This window comes from Amycolatopsis viridis, assembly GCF_011758765.1.
Taxonomy (GTDB): Bacteria; Actinomycetota; Actinomycetes; order Mycobacteriales; family Pseudonocardiaceae; genus Amycolatopsis_E; species Amycolatopsis_E viridis.
Genome location: NZ_JAANOU010000001.1, coordinates 1 through 17,817 on the forward strand (window position 1 = coordinate 1; position 17,817 = coordinate 17,817).

The window sequence follows — 17,817 nt, forward strand, 5'->3', positions numbered from 1 at the left end:
CGGTGTGGCCGACCGGGAACTGTTCCTCATCCCGACCGCCGAGGTGCCGCTGGTCAACCTGCACGCCGGGGAGATCCTGCCGCTGGAGGACCTGCCGCTGCGGTACACCGCGCACACCCCGTGCTTCCGCTCCGAGGCCGGTTCGTACGGCAAGGACACCCGCGGCCTGATCCGGCAGCACGAGTTCTCCAAGGTCGAGCTGGTGCAGTTCGTCGAGGAGGAACGTTCCCGCGCGGCGCTGGACGAGATCCTGTCGCACGCCGAGGCACCGTTGCAGCGGCTCGGGCTGCCGTACCGGGTCATCAAGCTCGCGGCGGGCGACACCGGCTTCTCCGCGCAGATCACGTTCGACGTCGAGGTGTGGCTGCCGAGCCAGGGCACCTACCGGGAGATCTCCAGCGCGTCGGACACCGGCACCTTCCAGGCGCGCCGGGCCGGCATCCGCGGCAAGGGCAAGGACGGCAAGCGTGCGCAGATCGCCACGCTGAACGCATCCGGCCTGCCGATCGGCCGCACCCTGGTGGCCGTGCTGGAGAACAACCAGCAGGCCGACGGGTCGATCCGGATTCCGGAGGCGCTGGTGCCCTACACCCGGTTCGAGGTCATCAACCCGGACGGCACCACCGCCTGAACCGGGTCAGCCGTCCACGTTGGACAACATGACCGACGGCCCCTCACGTGAGTGACGCCCGATGGTGTCAGTTTCGCACCCCCGTCCGACCGTCTACACCCATGGCGGCTCTAAAAAACGCGGAAGGAGCGAGCCATGACTGGCACCATGCGTCCGGAAGAGCTCATGGAGAACGCGGTGGTGGACTCCCACGGCCGCAAGATCGGCAAGGTCGGCACGGTCTACGTCGCCGACGACACGCAGCAGCCGGAGTGGGTCACCGTCCGCACCGGCATGTTCGGGCACAAGGAGAGCTTCGTGCCGCTCCAGGGCGCGACGATGCACCGCGACGGGCTGCACGTGCAGGTCACCAAGGAAAAGGTCTCCGAGGCGCCACAGACGGAAGGCGACCGGCACCTGTCCGAGCAGGAGAGCGCCGAGCTGTACCGGTTCTACGACATGCCGGCGCCGCGCGGCAGCCAGGAGAACCGCGGCCGGGGTGAACGCACCAAGCCACCGCAGCCACAGCAGCAGCAGACGGCGACGACCCGCGGCGGCGAGTCGATGACGCGCTCGGAGGAGCGGCTCAACGTCGGTACGGAGCGCGTCGAAACCGGCCGGGTGCGGCTGCGCAAGTACACCGTTACCGAGGAGCAGCACGTCAAGGTTCCGGTGACGCACGAAGAGGTGCGGGTGGAGCGCGAGCCGATCACCGAAGGCGACCGCACCGGCGCGCGGATCGCCGACGAGGAGCAGGAGGTCACCCTGCACGAGGAGCGGCCGAAGGTGGAGAAGGAGACCGTGCCGGTCGAAAAGGTGCGGCTGGCCAAGGAAACCGTGCGCGACGAGCAGACCGTCGCCGGCGAGGTGCGCAAGGAGCGCGTCGAGGTGGAAGACGACACCAAGCGGCGCAAGAACCGCTGACCCGCCCCCCGGTGTGGCGTCGCGCGGACGCCACACCGGGGCACGCCGGTCACGCGAACCGGGTGTCGAGGGAGATCGCCTCCCAGCGGTCGAGGTCGGCGAGCTGAGCGGTGAGTTTTTCGCGGATGTGCGGGTGACCGCCTCCGGTCACAGCGGCAGCCGCAGGGGCGAATCCACGTCCTGCACCGCCCGGATGATCGCCTCCGCGGCGCGCGCCGGGTCGTTCGGCTGCTTGCCGTCCTGCTCGGCGAAGCGCGCTCGCAGCGCACCGGCCGGTGTCCCGGCGTAGTCGTCGATCGGGTCGGCGTAGCGCATCGAGCGGCCCGCGAAGTCCGTGCGGAACGGGCCGGGTTCCACGATCGTGACCCGGATGCCCAGTGGTGCGACCTCACCGGCGAGCGCCTCGGACATCCCTTCCAGCGCGAACTTCGAGGTCGCGTACGCCGTGTGGCCGGGGTTGCCGACCACCCCGCCCACCGACGAGAGCTGCACGATGTGTCCGGAGCGCCGTGCCCGCATGTGCGGCAGCACCGCCCTGGTCACCGCGGCCGCCCCGAACAGGTTCGTCTCCAGCACGGCGCGGAACTGCTCTTCCGACAGTTCCTCCAGTGCGCCGACCAGCCCGTGCCCGGCGTTGTTCACCAGACGTCGATCCGGCCGAACTCGGCCACCGCGGTGTCCACCGCCGCGTCGATCGACGCGCGGTCGCCACCACCCGGTCACCCCGGTCGAGCACCGCTTCGGCGAGCACCCGCCCGAACCCGCTGCTCGCCCCCGTGATCATCCACACCTGATAGTTTGACATACAAATCAAACTAGCTTGAGCATCAAGGGGTGTCGAGTGGATTCGGTGACGCGCGAGCTGGCCGGGTGGATCGGGCAGATGCCCGCGGGCGTGGACCCGGAGGTGGAGGCGGCGCGGCAGCGGATCGGCCGGCTGTCCCGCCAGTTCCGGCAGGTGCTGGACCAGGCGGCGGCCGAGCACGGCATGACCGTCGGCGACTGGGAGGCGCTGTCGGTGCTGCGCCGGACCAGCCCGGTGTGCACCCCGAAACAGCTGGCCGCAGCGTTGAACCTGACTTCGGGCACGGTCAGCGTGCGGCTCGACCGGCTGATGCGCGCCGGGCTGATCGAGCAGGTCGCCGCCGACGACGGCCGCAGCCGCCCGGTGCGGCTCACCCGCAAGGGCCACGCCCGCTGGCGCGCCGCGACGGCCGCCCGCACCCGCTACGAGCGGGAGCTGTTCGACGGCGTGGACCTCGCCGCCCTGAACTCGCTGCTGGCGCCGCTCCTGGCTCGCTTCGAGACCGAGTTCGGCCTCGTCTCCGGGCACGACCAGGTGGGGTAGCGGACCCCTCAGCCCGTGACGAACTCGGCGATGACGCGGCCCAGTTCCGCGCCCTGGTCCTCCTGCAGGAAGTGCCCGGCGTTCGACAGGGTCCGGTGGTCCTGGCCGGCGGCGCCTCGCATGGCGCGTTGCAGGACCGGCGCCATCGGGCCGGTGATCGGGTCGCTGTCACCGAACGCGCACAGGAACGGGATGTCCAGTTCGGACAGTGTGGCCCAGGCGCGGCGGTTGGCCTCGCTCGCCGGGTCGTCGGGCCGCGTCGGCACCAGCCCGGGCATCGCGCGTGGACCGGCCTTGTACGTCTCGTTCGGGAACGGCGCGTCGTAGGCGGCGCGTTCGGCGTCGCTCAGCGTGGTCCGGCAACCGGACTGCACGAAACGGCCGATGTCGAGCACCGGCGCTTTCCGGACCGCGTCGTGGAAGGCCCACCACTCGCGCGGCATGTCCTGGTCGCCGGTGGGCAGTCCGGTGTTGGCCGCGACCACGCGCGCGAACCGGTCCGGGTTCTCGGCGACCACGCGCAACCCGATCAGGCCGCCCCAGTCCTGCCCGACCACGGTGATGTCCCGCAGGTCGAGCGCGTCGAGGGCGAACGCGCGGATCCACTCGACGTGCCGCGCGTAGGTGTGGTCGGCGACGTCGACCGGCTTGTCGGAGCGGCCGAAGCCGATCAGGTCCGGTGCGATCGCCCGGATGCCGGCGGCCGCCAGCACGGGCAGCACCTTGCGGTACAGGAACGACCAGCTGGGCTCGCCGTGCAGGAGCAGCACGACGGGGCCGTCGAACGGGCCGGCCTCGACGTAGGAGATCCGGACGATGCCGTCGTGCTCGCTCTCCAGGTCGGCGTAGAGCGGCGGGTGGTCGAAGTCGGGGAGGTCGGTGAACCGGTCTTCGGGAGTCCTCAGCAGGCGCACACACCCACCCTAGGGGCTGGCCGTCAGCTGATCGAGACCGCGACGACCAGGCCCAGCGCGAGGTGTGCGGCCGCGACCACGATGCTGGCCGGGGCGAACACCTCGCTCTCGATCGTGCCGCGCACGTCGATCCGGGTCGACCACTCCAGCAGCCGCACCGCGAGCACCTGCACGACGATGCCGAGCAGGCCGTAGACCAGCGACGTGATCAGGCCCTCGGTCAGGTCGCTGGCCGAGTTGAAGATCGCGACGACCACGATGAACGCCATCGACAGCATCCCGGACGCGGTGACGACCACCGCGTTCGGCAGCCCGCGCCGCACCAGGTCGGACAGCTTGCCGGGGGTGGTCCAGTCGATCGCGTAGAAGCCGACCAGCATCAGCAGCAGGCCGATGACGCCGTACAGCAGGATCGCGCCGATCCCGCGCACGAGTTCGGATCCGAACGTGCCGGACAGCGCGAGGGTCGAGGTCACGGGGTCTCCCAGTTCAGTGGCGGATTTGCTCGCGGGTGGTTTATCACGTTTGCGGGATGCGGTGTGGGACGAACGCGGCACCGTCGTCGGTGACGAGACCGGCGGTTTCCCGGATTCCCAGGCCGGCCGCGTTGTCCCCGACGATCCACGCGCCCAGCGCCGGGCGGAACCCGTCGAACTCGGGCAGCGGGTCGAACGCCTGGTAGACGTAGCCCTCGGCGCCGTAGACGCCGCCCGTCTCGGTCTCGTAGCCGGGCGCGACGATCTGCACGTTCGCGCCCTCGCGGCCCAGCTTCGGCTTGCGCACGTACTCGGTGAGGATGCCGGGCTGGTCGGCGAACGCGGGCAGCAGGTTCGGGTGACCCGGGTAGTTCTCCCACAGGATCGCCAGCAGCGTCTTGTTGGACAGCAGCATCTTCCACAGCGGCTCGATCCACAGCGTCCGCGGCAGCGACTCGGCGGCGAAACGGCCGAACTCCTCCTCGACCACCCATTCCCACGGGTAGAGCTTGACCACGGTGTTCATCGGCGCCTCTTCGAGGTCGACGAACCGCTGGAGCACCGGGTCCCAGCCGATCTCCTCGATCGCCAGCCCCACCGTGTCCAGGCCGGCCTCGGCGGCGGTCTCCTGCAGGTAGGACGTCGTGATGTGGTCCTCACCGGTGGGGTCGGCGCTGGACCAGGTGAAGTACAGCTCGTTGGTGGGCAGCTGCCCGCGGATCTCCTGCCAGCGTTCGACCAGCCGCTCGTGCACCGAGTTCCACTGGTCGTCGTCCGGGAACACCGCGGTCTTCCAGTGCCACTGCAACACCGACGCCTCCAGCAGCGAGGTCGGCGTGTCGGCGTTGTACTCCAGCAGCTTCGCCGGGCCGCGGCCGTCGTAGCGCAGGTCGAACCGGCCGTAGACGTGCGGGTCGCGGCGCTTCCACGACTCCGCGATGTGCGGCCACACCCATTCCGGGATGCCGAACTCGCGGTAGCGCTCGGTCAGCACCACGTTGTCGACGGCCTCCAGGCACATCGAGTGCAGCAGCTCGACGTCGGCCTCCAGGCTGAGCACCTCGTCCATCTCCAGGACGTAGTGCACCGACTCGTCCCAGTACGGCCGCTCGTGGCCGGAGCCGTAGCGGGCCGGGGTGCCGAACACCAGGCCCTGCTCCTCGACGATGCGCTGCCAGTCCCGCCGAGGCTGGGCGGTCCCCCTTCGCACCTAGGATCCCCCGCTCTTCCCGCCACCACCGCTGGTCTTGCCGCTGATGCCGAAACCGCCGCGCTGGACGGTCTTGCCGGAGCTGGTCTTGACCGTGGTGTTGCCGGACGGCTTGGTGTAGGTGCCGCCGGACACGGGCTGGCCGATCGCGCCGGTGCCGCCGTAGTTGTAGCGGTACTGCCTGTAACCGCCGCCGTTGGGGAGCGGGATGAACCAGAACCCGGTGGCCGAGTTGTAGTACCCGCCGTGGCTGGTGGCGTAGCTGTCGTCGCAGTACTCGTCGGGCTGGACCGTGTTGCTGCCGTCGGTGCAGACGGCGTTGACCGTCTCCCCGGTGCCCGCGACGTACCAGGTCGCCACCACGGCGACCAGGCCGACCGCCACGCCACTGCCGATCAGCACCTTGCGGCGCGTGGCGGCCTTGCGCGTCGCCTCGGCGTGCGCCTGCTTCGCGGCGGCCACCCTGCGGTTGTGTTCCTCCTCCGCCTTGCGCCGGGCGCGTTGCTCGGCCAGCGTCGGTTCGCGTGGTGTGGTCGTCGACGGGTCCTGGAACCGCATCGAGCCACGCGGGGGCTGTTCTTCCGGGGGCTCTGCGGCGCCCGGCGCACCGTCTTCTGTCATCGCGCTAACCCTAACCACCCGAGGGGTGTCCCGTCCCGCAGACGCAGGCATTATGGGACCCGATGCTGGGACATGGAGTGGAAAAGATCACGCTGCGCACCCGCCTGATCATGGCGGGTGCGTTTCTGGGCGCGATCGTGGCGCTGTCGCTCGACGTCGCCTTCTCGTGGGGCGGCCCGGTCAGCGGCGGCGGGAAGCCCGACGAGTCCCCGGAGGCGAAGGCGGCGTTCACCGCGGCGCCCGGCAGTTGCGTCACCTGGGCCGCCCAAGACATCTCGGACATCCGCGTCGTCCCGTGCGCCCAGCCGCACCTGTACGAGGTGACGGGCGTGGTGAACATCGGCGACAAGTACCCGCCGAACGCGCCCGCGCCGACGGTGGACCAGTGGCGGGACATCGCGCTGGAGCGGTGCACCGCGGGGGTGGAGAACTACCTGCACCAGCCCCTCGACCCGTTCGGCCGGTTCACGGTGAGCGCGTTGCGGCCCGGCAACGACGAATGGGCCGACGGCGACCGCGAGATGCGGTGCGTGCTGCAGTGGGCCGCTCCGGGCGGCAAGCTGGAGCCGATCACCGGCGCGGCGGCGGGCCAGTCGCAGTCGGCGGTGTGGGAGCCCGGCACCTGCCTGGCGCTGGCCGACAAGACGGTCGGCAACCCGATCGACTGCGCGCAGCCGCACTCGTACGAGATCGTCGCGACGCTGGACCTGAAGACGAAGTTCACCGGTGGCTATCCGGCCCAGAACGACCAGAAGACCTGGCTGGACACCGCGTGCAACAAGGCGGTTCAGGACTACGCGGGACAGGTCGACCTGGCCGCGCAGAAGCTGATCCTCACCTGGGACATCCGGGAGCAGGAGAGCTGGGCCGCCGGGTCGACGCTGGTGAACTGCAAGGTTGGCGCGAAGCTCCCGGACGCGAGCGGTCTCGCGCCGGTGACCGGCAGCATCCGCAAGGCGGGCACGTCCGCCACCCCGTCGTCGCGCCCGGGCGGGTAGCGGCATGCCGGTCGAGATGTCGCAGGCCCGGTTCGAGGAACTGGTCGCCGACGCGCTGGACGCGGTGCCGGAGGAACTGGCCGGCGCGATGGACAACGTGGTCGTGCTGGTGGAGGACCACAACGAGGAGGCGCCGGACATCCTGGGCCTGTACCACGGTGTCGCGCTGACCGAGCGCACCAGCGACTACGGCGGTGTGCTGCCCGACCGGATCTCCATCTACCGCACGCCGATCCTGCGGATGTGCGACAGCGAGGAGCAGGTGGTGGAGGAGGTGCTGATCACCGTGGTGCACGAGATCGCCCACCACTTCGGCATCGACGACAGCCGGCTGCACGACCTGGGCTGGGGCTGACCCGGCGGACGCCGTCGGGGATACTGATCAACTCGCTTTCCGCGGTCCTTCCGTGGCAGCATCGGAAGCACTGGGGAATCGGAACACCACCGAGGGTGATCATGGCGGACCGGCGGCTGACTTGGCTGCTGTCGGCCAACGCGGTGGGCAACCTCGCCGACGGCATCGGCAAGGTGGCCTTCCCGCTGCTGGCCGCGGCGCTCACGCGCGATCCGGTGCTGATCGGCGCCCTGTCGGCGACCCAGTTCCTGCCGTGGCTGCTCTTCGGCGTGTTCGCCGGCACCCTCGCCGACCGGGTGGACCGCAGGAACGCGGTGCTCCTCGCCAACGCGTCGCGCGCGGTGGTCGTCGGCCTGACCGCCCTGTCCGTGGCCACCGGGACGATGTCGATCTGGCTGATCTACGTCGCCGCGTTGCTGCTGGGCGTGGCGGAGACCGTCGCGGAGAGCGCGGGCAACGCGATGATCCCCGCGCTGGCCCCGCCGGCCCAGCTGGAGAGCGCGAACAGCAAGTTCCAGGCCGCGGAGATCCTCGGCCAGACGTTCCTCGGCGGGCCGGTCGGCAGCCTCACCTTCGCGGTGTTCGCCGCGTTCCCGTTCCTGCTGAACTCGGCGGGGTTCGCGATCGCCGCCGCGCTCCTGATCGGACTGGCCGGCAGCTTCCGGCCGAAGGCGCCCGCCGAACCCACCCGGTTGCGCACCGATCTGCTCAGCGGGCTGAAATGGCTGGTCCGTCACCCGGTGCTGGGCCGGCTGGTGATCATCGCCGGGCTGATCAGCTTCACGAGCGAGATGGCACAGGCCCAGCTGGTGCTGTACGCGCTCCAGGACCTGCACCTGAGCGACGCCGCGTTCGGGTTGTTCACCTTCGTCGGCGGCATCGGCGGGCTCCTCGGCGCCGCCGGCGCGGCGCGGCTGGTGCGGCGGACCGGGCGGCGGCCGGTGCTGGTGGCCGGCATCTTCGCGGGTGGCCTCGGGTTCGGCGCCATGGGCTTCGTGCACCAGCCGATCGCCTCGGCCGCCCTGTTCGGCCTGTTCGCGGCGGCGGTGGTGACGGTCAACGTGGTCCTGGCGACCGCCCGCCACACGCTCGTGCCCAGCGAGCTGCTGGGCCGTGTGCTCGGTGTGTGGCGGACGGTCGTCTGGGGCTCGATCCCCCTCGGCGCCGTGGTCGGCGGCGCGTTCACCCAGCTGCTCGGCAGCGCGAGCGCCACGTTCGCGCTGTCCGGGGCCACGCAGGTCGCGCTGGCCGTGCTCGCCGCGCTGATGCTGCGGCGGTTCTCGATCGACCGGGAGGCGGTCAGTTCTTCCTGAGCAGGAACCGTTGCAGCTTGCCGCTCGGGGTCTTCGGCAGCTCGTCGACGAAGTGCACCTGCCGCGGGTAGGCGTGCGCCGCGAACTTCGTCTTCACCAGCTGCTGCAACTCGGTGACCAGCGCCTCGCCCGGTTCCGCGCCCGGCCGGAGGACGACGAACGCGGCCAGCACCTCGCCGCGCAGCTCGTCCGGCAGGCCCACCACGGCCGCCTCGGCGACGGCGTCGTGCTGCAGCAGCACGCTCTCCACCTCGAACGGCCCGATCCGGTAGCCGGCCATCAGGATGACGTCGTCATCGCGCGACGCGAAGGTGAAGTAGCCGTCCGGCGACTTCGTGGCGACGTCACCGGTCAGGTACCAGCGGCCGTCGGCGGAGAACCGCTCCGCGGTGCGGTCGGGCGCGTCACGGTAGCCGGTGAACCACATCAGCGGGCTCTCGTGCAGGTCGATCGCCACCCGGCCCTGCTCGCCGGGCGCGGCGATCTCGTCGGCGTCCGGGCGCAGCACCTCGGCCTGCCACCCGGGCAGCGCCCGGCCCATCGAACCGGGCCGCAGCTCGCCGTAGACGTCCGGGTGCCAGCCGTTCGCGATCACCATGCCGAGCTCGGTCTGGCCGTAGTGGTCCCGGATCGGCACCCCGAACGCCTTCTCGGCCCACTCGATGACGTCCGGGTTCAGCGGCTCCCCGGCCGACGAGCAGTGCCGCAGCCGCAACCCGTCCGGCACGGGCGCGTCCGCGTTGCGCAGGGCCCGGTACACCGTGGGGCCGGCGGTGAAGTTGGTGACGCCGAACCGCTCCAGCACCGCGTACGTCAGTTCCGGCGCGAACCCGGCGTGCAGGAGCAGACTGCGCTGCCCGAGCGCGAGCGGGCCGATCACCGCGTAGTAGAGGCCGTAGGCCCAGCCGGGGTCGGCCGCGTTCCAGAACACGTCCTCGGGCCGCTGGTCCAGGCCGTACTCCTGGTACATGCGGATCGCCGCGAGCGCGCGGGCCCGGATCGGCACGCCCTTGGGCGCCCCGGTGGTCCCGGACGTGAACAGCTCGACGATCGTCCCGTCGCCGCCGACGGCCACCGGCTCCGGCTGCGGGTCCGCACGCAGCAGGTCGGCGAAGGCCAGGTCGTTGCCGCTCGCCTCGCCGGTGACGATCACCCGCCGCTCGCCGGGCACCTGGTCGAGCTTCGCGCGCTGGTTCGGGTCGGTGATCACGACCCGCACGCCACCGACGCGCGTCTCGATCGCGGGCGGCGCGAACGCGGTGAACAGCGGCACCTGTACCGCGCCGAGCCGCCAGATGCCCAGGACCGCGACGACGAAGTCCGCCGACTTCGCCATCAGCGTGGCGACCCGGTCGCCACGCCCGACACCCAGCTCCGCCAGGGCGGTGGCGAAGCGGGCGGAGGCGTCCCGGAGCTCGCCGAAGGTGAGGTCCCGGCTGGTCAGGTCGGATTCGACGACGGTGAACGCCACGTCGCCGTCCGGGTGGTCGTCGCACAGCAGCCGCGCCACGCAGGCGTCCGGCCGGTCGTAGCGGGACAGCAGGTCCGCGATGCTCGTCATGCCCGTATGTTTCCCTCCGGGCGGCGCGGCTGCCACCCCCGGATGGGGGCCGATCGGCGTCTGGTGCGCGCGCCCGGTCGGTGCTGGAATGTCCTATGCGGATCAGCGAGGAGCCGCTGGCGGGGCGCCGCCGCCTGGTGCTGGCGGCCGTCGCCGGGTTCGCGTTGGGCGCCGGGCTGATCGGGGTGCTGTGGGCGTCGGCGACCGCGGTGAGCGACCCGACCGCGGACGCGAAGGCCGCGTGCGCCGCCCTGGACCGGGCGCAGCCGTTGCCCGAGGGCCGGGTGGACCGGGGCTCGCTCAACCCCGCCGTGCTGCAGCACGTCATGGCGGCCGACGACCTCGCCGCGGCCGCCGCCGAGCTCAGCGCCACCTACCACGACCTCGCCGACCACATCGACGGCGTGCGCCGGATGGTGCTCAGCCTCAACTTCGCCGACCCCAACGGCCGGCACCACCTCGCGCAGGCGCAGGCCATCTGCGGCACGATCTGAGCGGCGCGCTACTGCCCGCCGCTGCCCTTCTGGATGGTCTTGACGGTCAGCTGGTCGCCGGGGATCTTGTCGCTCGCGCAGCCGGTCGTCTGCAACGGGACGAACACCGACGCCGTCTCCTGTGGCGGGTACACCCGCAGGCCGCGCACCGCCTGCGGCTGGCAGGTCACCGTGTCGTAGTTCTGCACGTTGACGAATCCGACCTCGGCGTAGCCGCTGTCCCCGTTGTTCAACGTGAAAGCGCCGCCCTTGTCGCCCTGCCGGACCGCGGCCGGGCCGACCTGGTGCCCGTCCTCGCCGGCGACGTACGAGACGCCCGGGAAGCCCTGGATGACGCACGGGTGGTTGCTGACGTTGGTGAAGATCAGCGGGCGGTACACCGTGCCGGCGCCGGCGTCACCGTGTCCCAGGCTCAGCTTGAGCTCACTCGACTTGCACAGCGTCTCGCCGGTCTTCGTGCTGGTCGCCGAATCCGGCGGGGTGGTCGCGGCCGGAGCCGAGGAGGACGGGCTGCTCGACGAGGTGGGATCGGACGTGGTGGGCGGAGACGGCTGCGGCTGGGCGTTGTCCGTTCCGGTGGTCCCGCACCCGGCGAGAACCGCCACCAGCGCCGCCGTCGTCACCCCCAGCCCGATGCGTGGGGAAGTCGCTCGAACCACGGTCTATCGCCTCCCTGTGCCGATCGGAGCACTACCCGGAAGACGTGCGGCGCACACCCGCGGTTGCGCCCCGTCACGCCCTGTCCCGACCATCCGCCGCCACATGGGGTGAAACTACAACAACACAGCGTCCGCGACCGGGTGTCACGTCCCCTACATGGGCATTCCCACCCAGCTCAGGCACTGCCAGCAGCCGTCCGCGGTGGGCTCCAGTTCCACGATGCCGGTGTTCGGAATCAGCCCCTGGTCAGCGAGCTGGGGCCGCACGTTCGGCGCCAGCCATTCGGCGCCGAGCCGGATCAGGCCACCGTGCGAGACCAGCACCACGACTCCCGCCGATCGGGTGAAATCGTGCCGCTCGGCGAGCCGGGCGATGGCGGTGGTGAACCGCTCCCGGGCCTGCTCACCGCTCTCCCCGCCGGGCATCGCGACCTGCAGCTCACCCCGCGTCCAGCTGCGCGCCACGCTGAGGTACTGCTCGAGCGCGGCCGGGTCGTTGCGGCCCTCCAGGTCGCCGACCACGATCTCGTGCACGCCGGCGACCGGCTCGACCTGGAGGCCGAGCGCCTGCGCGAGCGGGGCGGCGGTCTGCTGCGCGCGGGTGGCGTACGAGGCGTAGACGGCCTCCACCGGCTCGGTGGCGAGCTTCTCCGCCAGTTGCCGGGCCTGCTCGTGGCCCAGCTCGGTCAGGGACGGCCCGGGCAGGGCCGTGTCCAGCTTCTTGGCGATGTTGGCCGGGGTCTGCCCGTGCCGGACCAGGTACAGCTTCACGCCGTTTCCCCTCTCTGCACCGCGGCGACCCACGCGGCGGCCTCGGTGAAGTCCTCGTTGCGGGCGACCGGGTCGATCGTCGCCGGAACCCCGTCGGCGCGGGCGAACGAGCCGAGGAACCGGACGTCGCAACGGCGGCGCAGCGCGGCGAGCGCGTCGGCGATGCGCGGCTCGGCTGCATGCCCCTCGAAGTCGATGAAGAACCGGTACTCGCCGAAGTTCTGCTTGTTCGGCCGGGCGTCCAGGCGCGTCAGGTTGATGCCGCGCGTCGCGAGTTCGGTGAGCAGCTCGGCCAGCGCGCCGGTGCGGTTCACCGCCGCGGCCACGAGCGAGGTCCGGTCGGCACCCGTCGGTTCCGGCACCGCCACCGGGGGTTTGCGCATCAGCAGGAAACGCGTGCGGGCGTCGGGGACGTCGGCAACCCCGGTCGCGAGCACCTTGAGCGGGTAGTGCTCGACGGCCACCGGCGCGGTCACGGCCGCGTCGAATTCCCCGGCCTGCACCGCGACCGCGGCCGCGGCGGTGGAACCGGCGGCCACCGCGCGGGCGCCGGGGAGGTTCTCCGCCAGCCACTGCTGCACCTGCGCGAGCGCGTGCGGATGGCTCGCTACGGTGCGGATTTCCGTCACGTCGTCACGCGTGAGGATGCTGAAGTGCACTGGCAGCAACGCTTCCGCGACACCGATCAGCGGTTCGCCGACGGCGAGGCTGTCCAGCGTCGCGGGAACCGCGCCCTCCACGGAGTTCTCCACCGGCACGCACGCGGCGTCCGCGGCACCCCGCCGGACGGCGTTCAACGCCTGCGGGATCGTGTCGGCGGCGACGAGTTCGTCCTGCGCCGTGGTGAAAGTGCGGGCTGCCTGCTCGGTGAACGTCCCGACCGGCCCGAAATATGCGATCCGTGACACGCCGACAGGCTACGCACCGCGCGAGATCCTGGTCTGTTCAGGCATTCGAGTGGGGCACCCGGTTACGCGGGTACCGGATTTTTGGCATGGTGTAGGGGTGACTGCCGAATCGGGCACCCAACCCACCGGCAAGCGAACGGAGGACCAGGTCCCACCCGCCACTCCCGGCCTGGTGCTGTGTGCCGTCGACGAACCACTCGCCCGCGCGTGGCGATCCGTTGTGGACACCATGACCGGCTCCGTGCGCGTGCACCGGGGTTCGGTGCTGGACGTCGTCGCCGACGCCGTGGTGAGCCCGGCGAACTCGTTCGGCTGGATGCGCGGCGGGATCGACGCGGTGTACGCCCGGGCCTTCCCGTACGCCGAGCAGAACGTGCGCAGCACGATCCTGGCCTACCACGGCGGCGAACTCCCCGTCGGCAGCGCGGTCGTGGTCCCGACCGGCGAGCCGGCCCCGGCGTGGCTGATCAGCGCCCCCACGATGCGGGAACCGGGCGAACGGCTGCCCGCCGACACGGTCCACCCCTACCTCGCGGCGCGGGCGGTGTTCCTGCAGTGGCGCGACGCCGTGCTCGAACAGGGCGTGCCGGTGCGCTCGGTCGTGGAGACCATCGCGATGCCCGGGCTGGGCACCGGCGTCGGCGGGGTCGACCCGCGCACCTGCGCCCGTCAAGTCGCGGCCGCCTGGGACGAGGTCTTCCGGCGGAACTGATGCTCCCGCCCTGGTCAGGGGCGGGAAACCGGCCCCGTTGGGGATGCGTGTAGAAGGTCACAGCGCATTCACGGGCGGTAAGCCCTACCGTTGAGGCTGCGTTACCGGGATGTCGGGGATGCCGACGCCAGCCCAGCCCACCGACGGGCAAGGAGTGTGGGAATGCCACGGGTACGTGAGCTCAGCCCGTACGTCGAGCTCCACCGCGAGCAGTGGCGGGAGCTGCGCCGCAGCACCCCGTTGCCGCTGACCGCCGAGGAGCTGCGCGGTCTGCGGGGACTCGGCGAGCAAATCGATCTCACCGAGGTCGCCGAGGTCTACCTGCCGCTGTCCCGGCTGATCAACCTGCAGGTCGCAGCCCGGCAACGGCTGTACGAGGCCACCACGACGTTCCTCGGCGAGGACTGCCGCGGCACGAAGGTGCCGTTCGTGATCGGCATCGCCGGCAGCGTCGCGGTCGGCAAGTCGACCACCGCGCGCATCCTGCGCACGCTCCTCGCCCGCTGGCCGGACCACCCGCGCGTCGACCTGGTGACCACCGACGGCTTCCTCTACCCGAAGGCCGAGCTGGTCCGCCGCGGGATCATGCACCGCAAGGGCTTCCCGGAGAGCTACGACCGCCGCGCGCTGCTGCGGTTCGTCTCCGACGTCAAGTCCGGCGCCGAGTCGGTCAGCGCGCCGGTGTACTCGCACCTGGCCTACGACATCCTGCCCGGCGAGGAGCAGGTGGTGCGGCGCCCGGACATCCTCATCATCGAGGGCCTGAACGTGCTGCAGCCCGGCCCGAGCCTGACCGTGTCGGACCTGTTCGACTTCTCCATCTACGTCGACGCGCACATCGAGGACATCGAGCGCTGGTACGTGGAGCGGTTCCTCAAGCTGCGCGGCACGGCGTTCGCGGACCCGGCCTCGCACTTCCACCACTTCGCCACGCTGGACGACGTCGAGGCCCGCGCCGAGGCGCGGCACCTGTGGCGCACCATCAACGAGCCGAACCTGGTGGAGAACATCCTGCCGACACGCCCGCGCGCCACGCTGGTGCTCCGGAAGGACCCCGACCACAGCATCAACCGCGTGCGCCTGCGCAAACTGTAGGCGCCCTCGGCCGAACGGCTGATCCGGTGAACGCGGTGGTAACCGGTTGGCCGATACCGCCGGCACCTCGCAAAGCCCACCCTGGAAGTCAGGAAATACGCCCTGACCAGGGAGGAGGCAGGCCGGTGTTCACAATCATCATGACCTGGATCGGTGCCATGCTCGGTATCGCGGTGCTGTTGGTGATGGCCTTCGGTGCGTTCGTCGTCGATTTCGAGGACGCCCTCGCCGACCGCCGCCGCAACCGGCCCGTCAAGCCGGCCGCCGCGCACGGCCCAGCGGCCGGGCTCTAGTCCTCCGGTTCCACGTCCAGCTCGTCGAGGGCGGCGACGTAGTCGTCGAGGTCGAACTCGAGGTCGCCGTCCTCGCCGGCGACCAGCCGGTCCTCCAGGACCGCCGTCAGCTCGGCCAGCACCTCGTCGCGTTCCAGGCCGGCCGCGGTGAGGCGCTGGGCGGCCGCCCAGGTCTCGGCGGGCTCGCCGTCCCACAGCTGGTCGACCACGGTGGTCAGCGCCACCGCGCGCAGGTCGGGCTCGTCGTCGTCGAACTCCGCGGCGAACTCGCTCAGCACCAGCACGCGGCGCTGGCCGGGGTCGGACGGGTCGAGCTCGACCTCGTCGTCCTCGGTCTCCACGGTCAGCGACGGGAGGGCGAACTGGCGGCGTTCGAGCAGGTCCTGGACCTCGTCCGGGGGCAGGCCCTCGGATCCGGCGAGGTAGACGTCCAATGCGGACTCGGCCTCCGGCTCGCGGTCGTCCAACCGGTCCTCGACCGCCTCGACCAGGGCCGTCAGCGCGTCCTCGGGAAGCCCGTCGCGCTCGCCGAACACCCGCGCCCAGACCGGCAGCAGGGCGGCCATCGCGGCGTCCTGCTCGTCGGTGAGCTCGATCTGCCCGTCGTCCACGAAGTCCACAAAGGACTCCAGCTTGGCTGGCCCGGCCCGCAGCGGCCGGCGGGGGTCGTGCTCCATGCCGAACTCGATCAGCCGCAGGGCCACCACCCGGGCGTCCTCGCTGTCGCCGAGCTCGCCGGCCGCGGCGGCGAAGAACGAGTCGATGATCTCAGCCTGCTCCTCGACGGTCAGCGGCTCCGGCGCGTCCGCCTCCGGCGGCTCGGGCAAGGTGCGCAGCCGGGCCAGCGCCAGCGCCCGGAACCGCACGAAGTCCTCGCCCACCTCGGGCTCGGCCTGCCACTCGGTGCCGGCGAAGGCGTCCGCGATCACCTCGTACGCCTGCTCCTGGCTGATCTCCTCGCTGGTCACGGACTCGTCCACGGCCCGCAGGTCCGCCAGCACCTCCCGCGGCGACTCGACGATCGCGGCGTCGCTGACCCACCCGCCGAAGCTGCCGTAGTTGATCGACACGACCAGGCCGTGGTCGCCGAAGGAGACCACCACCGAGCTCTCGTCCCCGTAGACGTCGGTGGTGCGCCAGCACTCGCCGGGCGTCACCTGGTTCAGCCGCGCCGCCCAGGCCGGCTCGGGCAGCCCGAACTTCTCCAGCGCCAGTGCCGCGGCTTCCCGCTGGCCGGCGTCGGTGGCCAGGACGCGCAGCGCGGCCAGCGGCGCCACCAGGCGCTCCGGCCGCGCGGTGCGCTCGGCGAGGTCGATCAGGCCGGCCGCGAGGTCGTCGTCGGCCTCCCACCACTCGCCGAGGATCTCCGAGGTGACCAGCTCGACGCGGGTCGGATCGGCGTCGTCCCCCAGCTCGGCGAAGGCGTTCAGGACCTCGTCGAAGGGCGTCTCCAGCTGCGGCACCTCGGTCATGGCGGACATGGTCGCACCAGCGGCGCCCGTTGCGGCGCGCGGGACCGGCGTTTCACTCCTTGGGCAACGCGATCCGGGCATTCCGGATCTCGGTGAGCAACCGGGCCTTGCGCCGGTGGGTGGCGACCAGATCGGCGAGGTAAGGCGCGAAGTCCGCCGGGCGGCCGACGGTGCGGTGGAGCGTGCGCAGGCGGCGCAGGACGCGGGCCGCCTCGCGGTAGTGCTCGACGGTCCGGCGGGCGATCAGCTCCGCGACCCGGCGGCGGTGGACCTCCAGCAGCGCGGCCGCCTCGTCGCGCCGGCCTGCCGCGACCAGGGCGTCGATCAGCGCCTCGGCGTGCTCGGGGGTCGGCGCGGCCTCGAACTCCGCGCGGCGCAGGCCCAGCACGTCGTCGGCCAGCGCGGCCTCCGCCGGGTCCTGCTTGAGCGCCCTGGCCGCGTAGCCGATCGCCTCCCCGGTCCGGCCGGCCGCACGCAGGACGCGGACGATCCGCAGGCTCGCCTCCATCCGCGGCAGCTGCTTCGCCAAGATCGCGACCAGGCCGTCCACGTCGCCGGAGACCTCCACGAGCTGCTCGTGCAGGCGCTCCGCGACCGGATCCGGGCGGGCCTTGTCCACGTGCGAGCGCAGCCGGGCCAGCCCGGCCTCGCCGAGCGGGCCGGCGAACTCGGCCAGGTCGATCTCGGCCCGCCCGTCCATCGCGATGCCACCCAGCCAGTCGGCGAGCTCCACCGGGTCCGGTGGGCGGGCGGCGCAGGCGCGGGCGTACAGGCCGAGCGCCCGCCGCAGCTCCGCGCCGTCACCCTCGCGGCGGATGCGTTCCACGGTGCGGCGGGCCAGCGGGGCGACGTCGGCGCGGGTGCCGGAGTCGAGCAGGCGCTGCACGGTGTCCAGGACCGGGCCGACCGTGCTCGGTTCCGGCTCGCGGACCCCGGCTCGCGCCGTCAGCGACCTCCGCAGCTCCGGATCGCGTTCGGCCTGGTCGTGCAGCAGCCCGGCCAGCGTCTCGGGATCCAGGGATGTCAGGTAGGCGCGGAGGTCGGTCACGCCGCACATCCTGGCCTACCGGTCGCGCCCACGGC

21 protein-coding genes are annotated in these 17,817 nt (G+C 71.7%); 10 read left to right on the plus strand and 11 right to left on the minus strand.

Features of this window, described 5'->3' with window-relative positions; genetic code table 11:
* Both FHX46_RS00005 and FHX46_RS00010 read left to right on the plus strand, forming a co-directional pair.
* Window positions 1-631: aminoacyl--tRNA ligase-related protein (locus FHX46_RS00005; RefSeq protein WP_167109616.1), on the plus strand; the 631-nt coding region annotated here is incomplete at its 5' end.
* Between the two features lie 135 nt (window positions 632-766).
* Window positions 767-1,534, plus strand: coding sequence for a DUF2382 domain-containing protein (locus FHX46_RS00010; protein WP_167109617.1), 768 nt, complete (start codon window positions 767-769; stop codon window positions 1,532-1,534).
* A 147-nt stretch (window positions 1,535-1,681) separates the two neighbouring features.
* Here FHX46_RS00010 and FHX46_RS28330 read toward each other — a convergent pair whose 3' ends face one another.
* Window positions 1,682-2,176 carry an SDR family NAD(P)-dependent oxidoreductase gene (locus FHX46_RS28330; RefSeq protein ID WP_313885968.1) on the minus strand — a complete coding sequence of 165 codons (495 nt, stop codon included), beginning with the start codon at window positions 2,174-2,176 and terminating at the stop codon, window positions 1,682-1,684.
* Between the two features lie 199 nt (window positions 2,177-2,375).
* Here FHX46_RS28330 and FHX46_RS00020 point away from each other — a divergent pair, with 199 nt between their 5' ends.
* On the plus strand, window positions 2,376-2,882 hold the full coding sequence (locus tag FHX46_RS00020) for a MarR family winged helix-turn-helix transcriptional regulator (protein ID WP_313885969.1): 507 nt from the start codon (window positions 2,376-2,378) through the stop codon (window positions 2,880-2,882).
* Between the two features lie 8 nt (window positions 2,883-2,890).
* Here the strand turns inward: FHX46_RS00020 and FHX46_RS00025 are convergent, their stop codons facing one another.
* The 4 genes from FHX46_RS00025 to FHX46_RS00040 are packed head-to-tail and all read right to left on the minus strand — an operon-like array spanning window position 2,891 to window position 6,103.
* Entirely contained in the window at window positions 2,891-3,796 is a 906-nt protein-coding gene (locus FHX46_RS00025; RefSeq protein WP_167109618.1) for a haloalkane dehalogenase, read from the minus strand.
* Window positions 3,797-3,819: 23 nt separating this feature from the next.
* Window positions 3,820-4,272, minus strand: coding sequence for a DUF350 domain-containing protein (locus FHX46_RS00030; RefSeq protein ID WP_167109619.1), 453 nt, complete (start codon window positions 4,270-4,272; stop codon window positions 3,820-3,822).
* 43 nt (window positions 4,273-4,315) lie between these two features.
* A complete protein-coding gene (locus tag FHX46_RS00035; RefSeq protein WP_167109620.1) occupies window positions 4,316-5,482 on the minus strand; it encodes a glutathionylspermidine synthase family protein in 1,167 nt (388 codons plus the stop codon).
* Window positions 5,483-6,103, minus strand: coding sequence for a hypothetical protein (locus FHX46_RS00040; RefSeq protein ID WP_243871197.1), 621 nt, complete (start codon window positions 6,101-6,103; stop codon window positions 5,483-5,485).
* Window positions 6,104-6,165: 62 nt separating this feature from the next.
* Between FHX46_RS00040 and FHX46_RS00045 the strand changes: the two genes are divergently transcribed.
* From FHX46_RS00045 to FHX46_RS00055, 3 genes are all read left to right on the plus strand, one after another.
* Entirely contained in the window at window positions 6,166-7,101 is a 936-nt protein-coding gene (locus tag FHX46_RS00045; RefSeq protein WP_208399937.1) for a septum formation family protein, read from the plus strand.
* A 4-nt stretch (window positions 7,102-7,105) separates the two neighbouring features.
* On the plus strand, window positions 7,106-7,456 hold the full coding sequence (locus tag FHX46_RS00050; RefSeq protein WP_167109621.1) for a metallopeptidase family protein: 351 nt from the start codon (window positions 7,106-7,108) through the stop codon (window positions 7,454-7,456).
* Window positions 7,457-7,557: 101 nt separating this feature from the next.
* Window positions 7,558-8,769, plus strand: coding sequence for an MFS transporter (locus tag FHX46_RS00055; RefSeq protein ID WP_167109622.1), 1,212 nt, complete (start codon window positions 7,558-7,560; stop codon window positions 8,767-8,769).
* Here FHX46_RS00055 and FHX46_RS00060 read toward each other — a convergent pair.
* The gene (locus tag FHX46_RS00060; RefSeq protein WP_167109623.1) at window positions 8,756-10,330 is read right to left on the minus strand and encodes an AMP-binding protein; all 1,575 of its coding nucleotides are present in this window, start codon (window positions 10,328-10,330) and stop codon (window positions 8,756-8,758) included. The two genes, FHX46_RS00055 and FHX46_RS00060, sit on opposite strands and share 14 nt — an antisense overlap.
* A gap of 95 nt (window positions 10,331-10,425) precedes the next feature.
* On the opposite strand from FHX46_RS00060, the gene FHX46_RS00065 reads away from it, so the two are divergent.
* On the plus strand, window positions 10,426-10,824 hold the full coding sequence (locus FHX46_RS00065; protein ID WP_167109624.1) for a hypothetical protein: 399 nt from the start codon (window positions 10,426-10,428) through the stop codon (window positions 10,822-10,824).
* 8 nt (window positions 10,825-10,832) lie between these two features.
* Here the strand turns inward: FHX46_RS00065 and FHX46_RS00070 are convergent, their stop codons facing one another.
* The 3 genes from FHX46_RS00070 to pheA form a co-directional block, all read right to left on the minus strand.
* A complete protein-coding gene (locus tag FHX46_RS00070; protein ID WP_313885970.1) occupies window positions 10,833-11,483 on the minus strand; it encodes a DUF4232 domain-containing protein in 651 nt (216 codons plus the stop codon).
* Window positions 11,484-11,636: 153 nt separating this feature from the next.
* A complete protein-coding gene (locus FHX46_RS00075) occupies window positions 11,637-12,254 on the minus strand; it encodes a histidine phosphatase family protein (RefSeq protein WP_167109625.1) in 618 nt (205 codons plus the stop codon).
* Window positions 12,251-13,162 (minus strand): prephenate dehydratase, encoded by a 912-nt coding sequence (gene pheA, locus FHX46_RS00080; protein WP_167109626.1) that lies wholly within the window; start codon window positions 13,160-13,162, stop codon window positions 12,251-12,253. The genes FHX46_RS00075 and pheA overlap by 4 nt, the downstream gene beginning before the upstream one ends.
* Window positions 13,163-13,259: 97 nt before the next feature.
* On the opposite strand from pheA, the gene FHX46_RS00085 reads away from it, so the two are divergent.
* From FHX46_RS00085 to FHX46_RS00095, 3 genes are all read left to right on the plus strand, one after another.
* Window positions 13,260-13,874 (plus strand): macro domain-containing protein, encoded by a 615-nt coding sequence (locus tag FHX46_RS00085; protein ID WP_167109627.1) that lies wholly within the window; start codon window positions 13,260-13,262, stop codon window positions 13,872-13,874.
* Between the two features lie 162 nt (window positions 13,875-14,036).
* Window positions 14,037-14,969 (plus strand): type I pantothenate kinase, encoded by a 933-nt coding sequence (gene coaA, locus FHX46_RS00090; RefSeq protein ID WP_167101623.1) that lies wholly within the window; start codon window positions 14,037-14,039, stop codon window positions 14,967-14,969.
* A 140-nt stretch (window positions 14,970-15,109) separates the two neighbouring features.
* A complete protein-coding gene (locus FHX46_RS00095; protein ID WP_208399938.1) occupies window positions 15,110-15,262 on the plus strand; it encodes a hypothetical protein in 153 nt (50 codons plus the stop codon).
* Here the strand turns inward: FHX46_RS00095 and FHX46_RS00100 are convergent.
* Together FHX46_RS00100 and FHX46_RS00105 are read right to left on the minus strand one after the other, a co-directional pair.
* Complete coding sequence (locus tag FHX46_RS00100; RefSeq protein WP_167109629.1) at window positions 15,259-16,734, minus strand: hypothetical protein; 1,476 nt, start codon at window positions 16,732-16,734, stop codon at window positions 15,259-15,261. The two genes, FHX46_RS00095 and FHX46_RS00100, sit on opposite strands and share 4 nt — an antisense overlap.
* 52 nt (window positions 16,735-16,786) lie before the next feature.
* Window positions 16,787-17,791, minus strand: a complete 1,005-nt coding sequence (locus FHX46_RS00105; protein WP_167109630.1) for a hypothetical protein — start codon at window positions 17,789-17,791, stop codon at window positions 16,787-16,789.
* Window positions 17,792-17,817 lie beyond the last annotated feature (26 nt).

Excerpts from the sequence above, each read along its gene's own strand:
- FHX46_RS00010 (WP_167109617.1), top strand. The coding sequence starts at position 767 with ATGACTGGCACCATGCGTCCGGAAGAGCTCATGGAGAACGCGGTGGTG.
- FHX46_RS00040 (WP_243871197.1), bottom strand. The coding sequence starts at position 6,103 with ATGACAGAAGACGGTGCGCCGGGCGCCGCAGAGCCCCCGGAAGAACAG.
- FHX46_RS00045 (WP_208399937.1), top strand. The coding sequence starts at position 6,166 with ATGCTGGGACATGGAGTGGAAAAGATCACGCTGCGCACCCGCCTGATC.
- FHX46_RS00050 (WP_167109621.1), top strand. The coding sequence starts at position 7,106 with ATGCCGGTCGAGATGTCGCAGGCCCGGTTCGAGGAACTGGTCGCCGAC.
- FHX46_RS00055 (WP_167109622.1), top strand. The coding sequence starts at position 7,558 with ATGGCGGACCGGCGGCTGACTTGGCTGCTGTCGGCCAACGCGGTGGGC.
- FHX46_RS00060 (WP_167109623.1), bottom strand. The coding sequence starts at position 10,330 with ATGACGAGCATCGCGGACCTGCTGTCCCGCTACGACCGGCCGGACGCC.
- FHX46_RS00065 (WP_167109624.1), top strand. The coding sequence starts at position 10,426 with ATGCGGATCAGCGAGGAGCCGCTGGCGGGGCGCCGCCGCCTGGTGCTG.
- coaA (WP_167101623.1), top strand. The coding sequence starts at position 14,037 with ATGCCACGGGTACGTGAGCTCAGCCCGTACGTCGAGCTCCACCGCGAG.
- FHX46_RS00095 (WP_208399938.1), top strand. The coding sequence starts at position 15,110 with ATGACCTGGATCGGTGCCATGCTCGGTATCGCGGTGCTGTTGGTGATG.
- FHX46_RS00100 (WP_167109629.1), bottom strand. The coding sequence starts at position 16,734 with ATGACCGAGGTGCCGCAGCTGGAGACGCCCTTCGACGAGGTCCTGAAC.
- FHX46_RS00105 (WP_167109630.1), bottom strand. The coding sequence starts at position 17,791 with ATGTGCGGCGTGACCGACCTCCGCGCCTACCTGACATCCCTGGATCCC.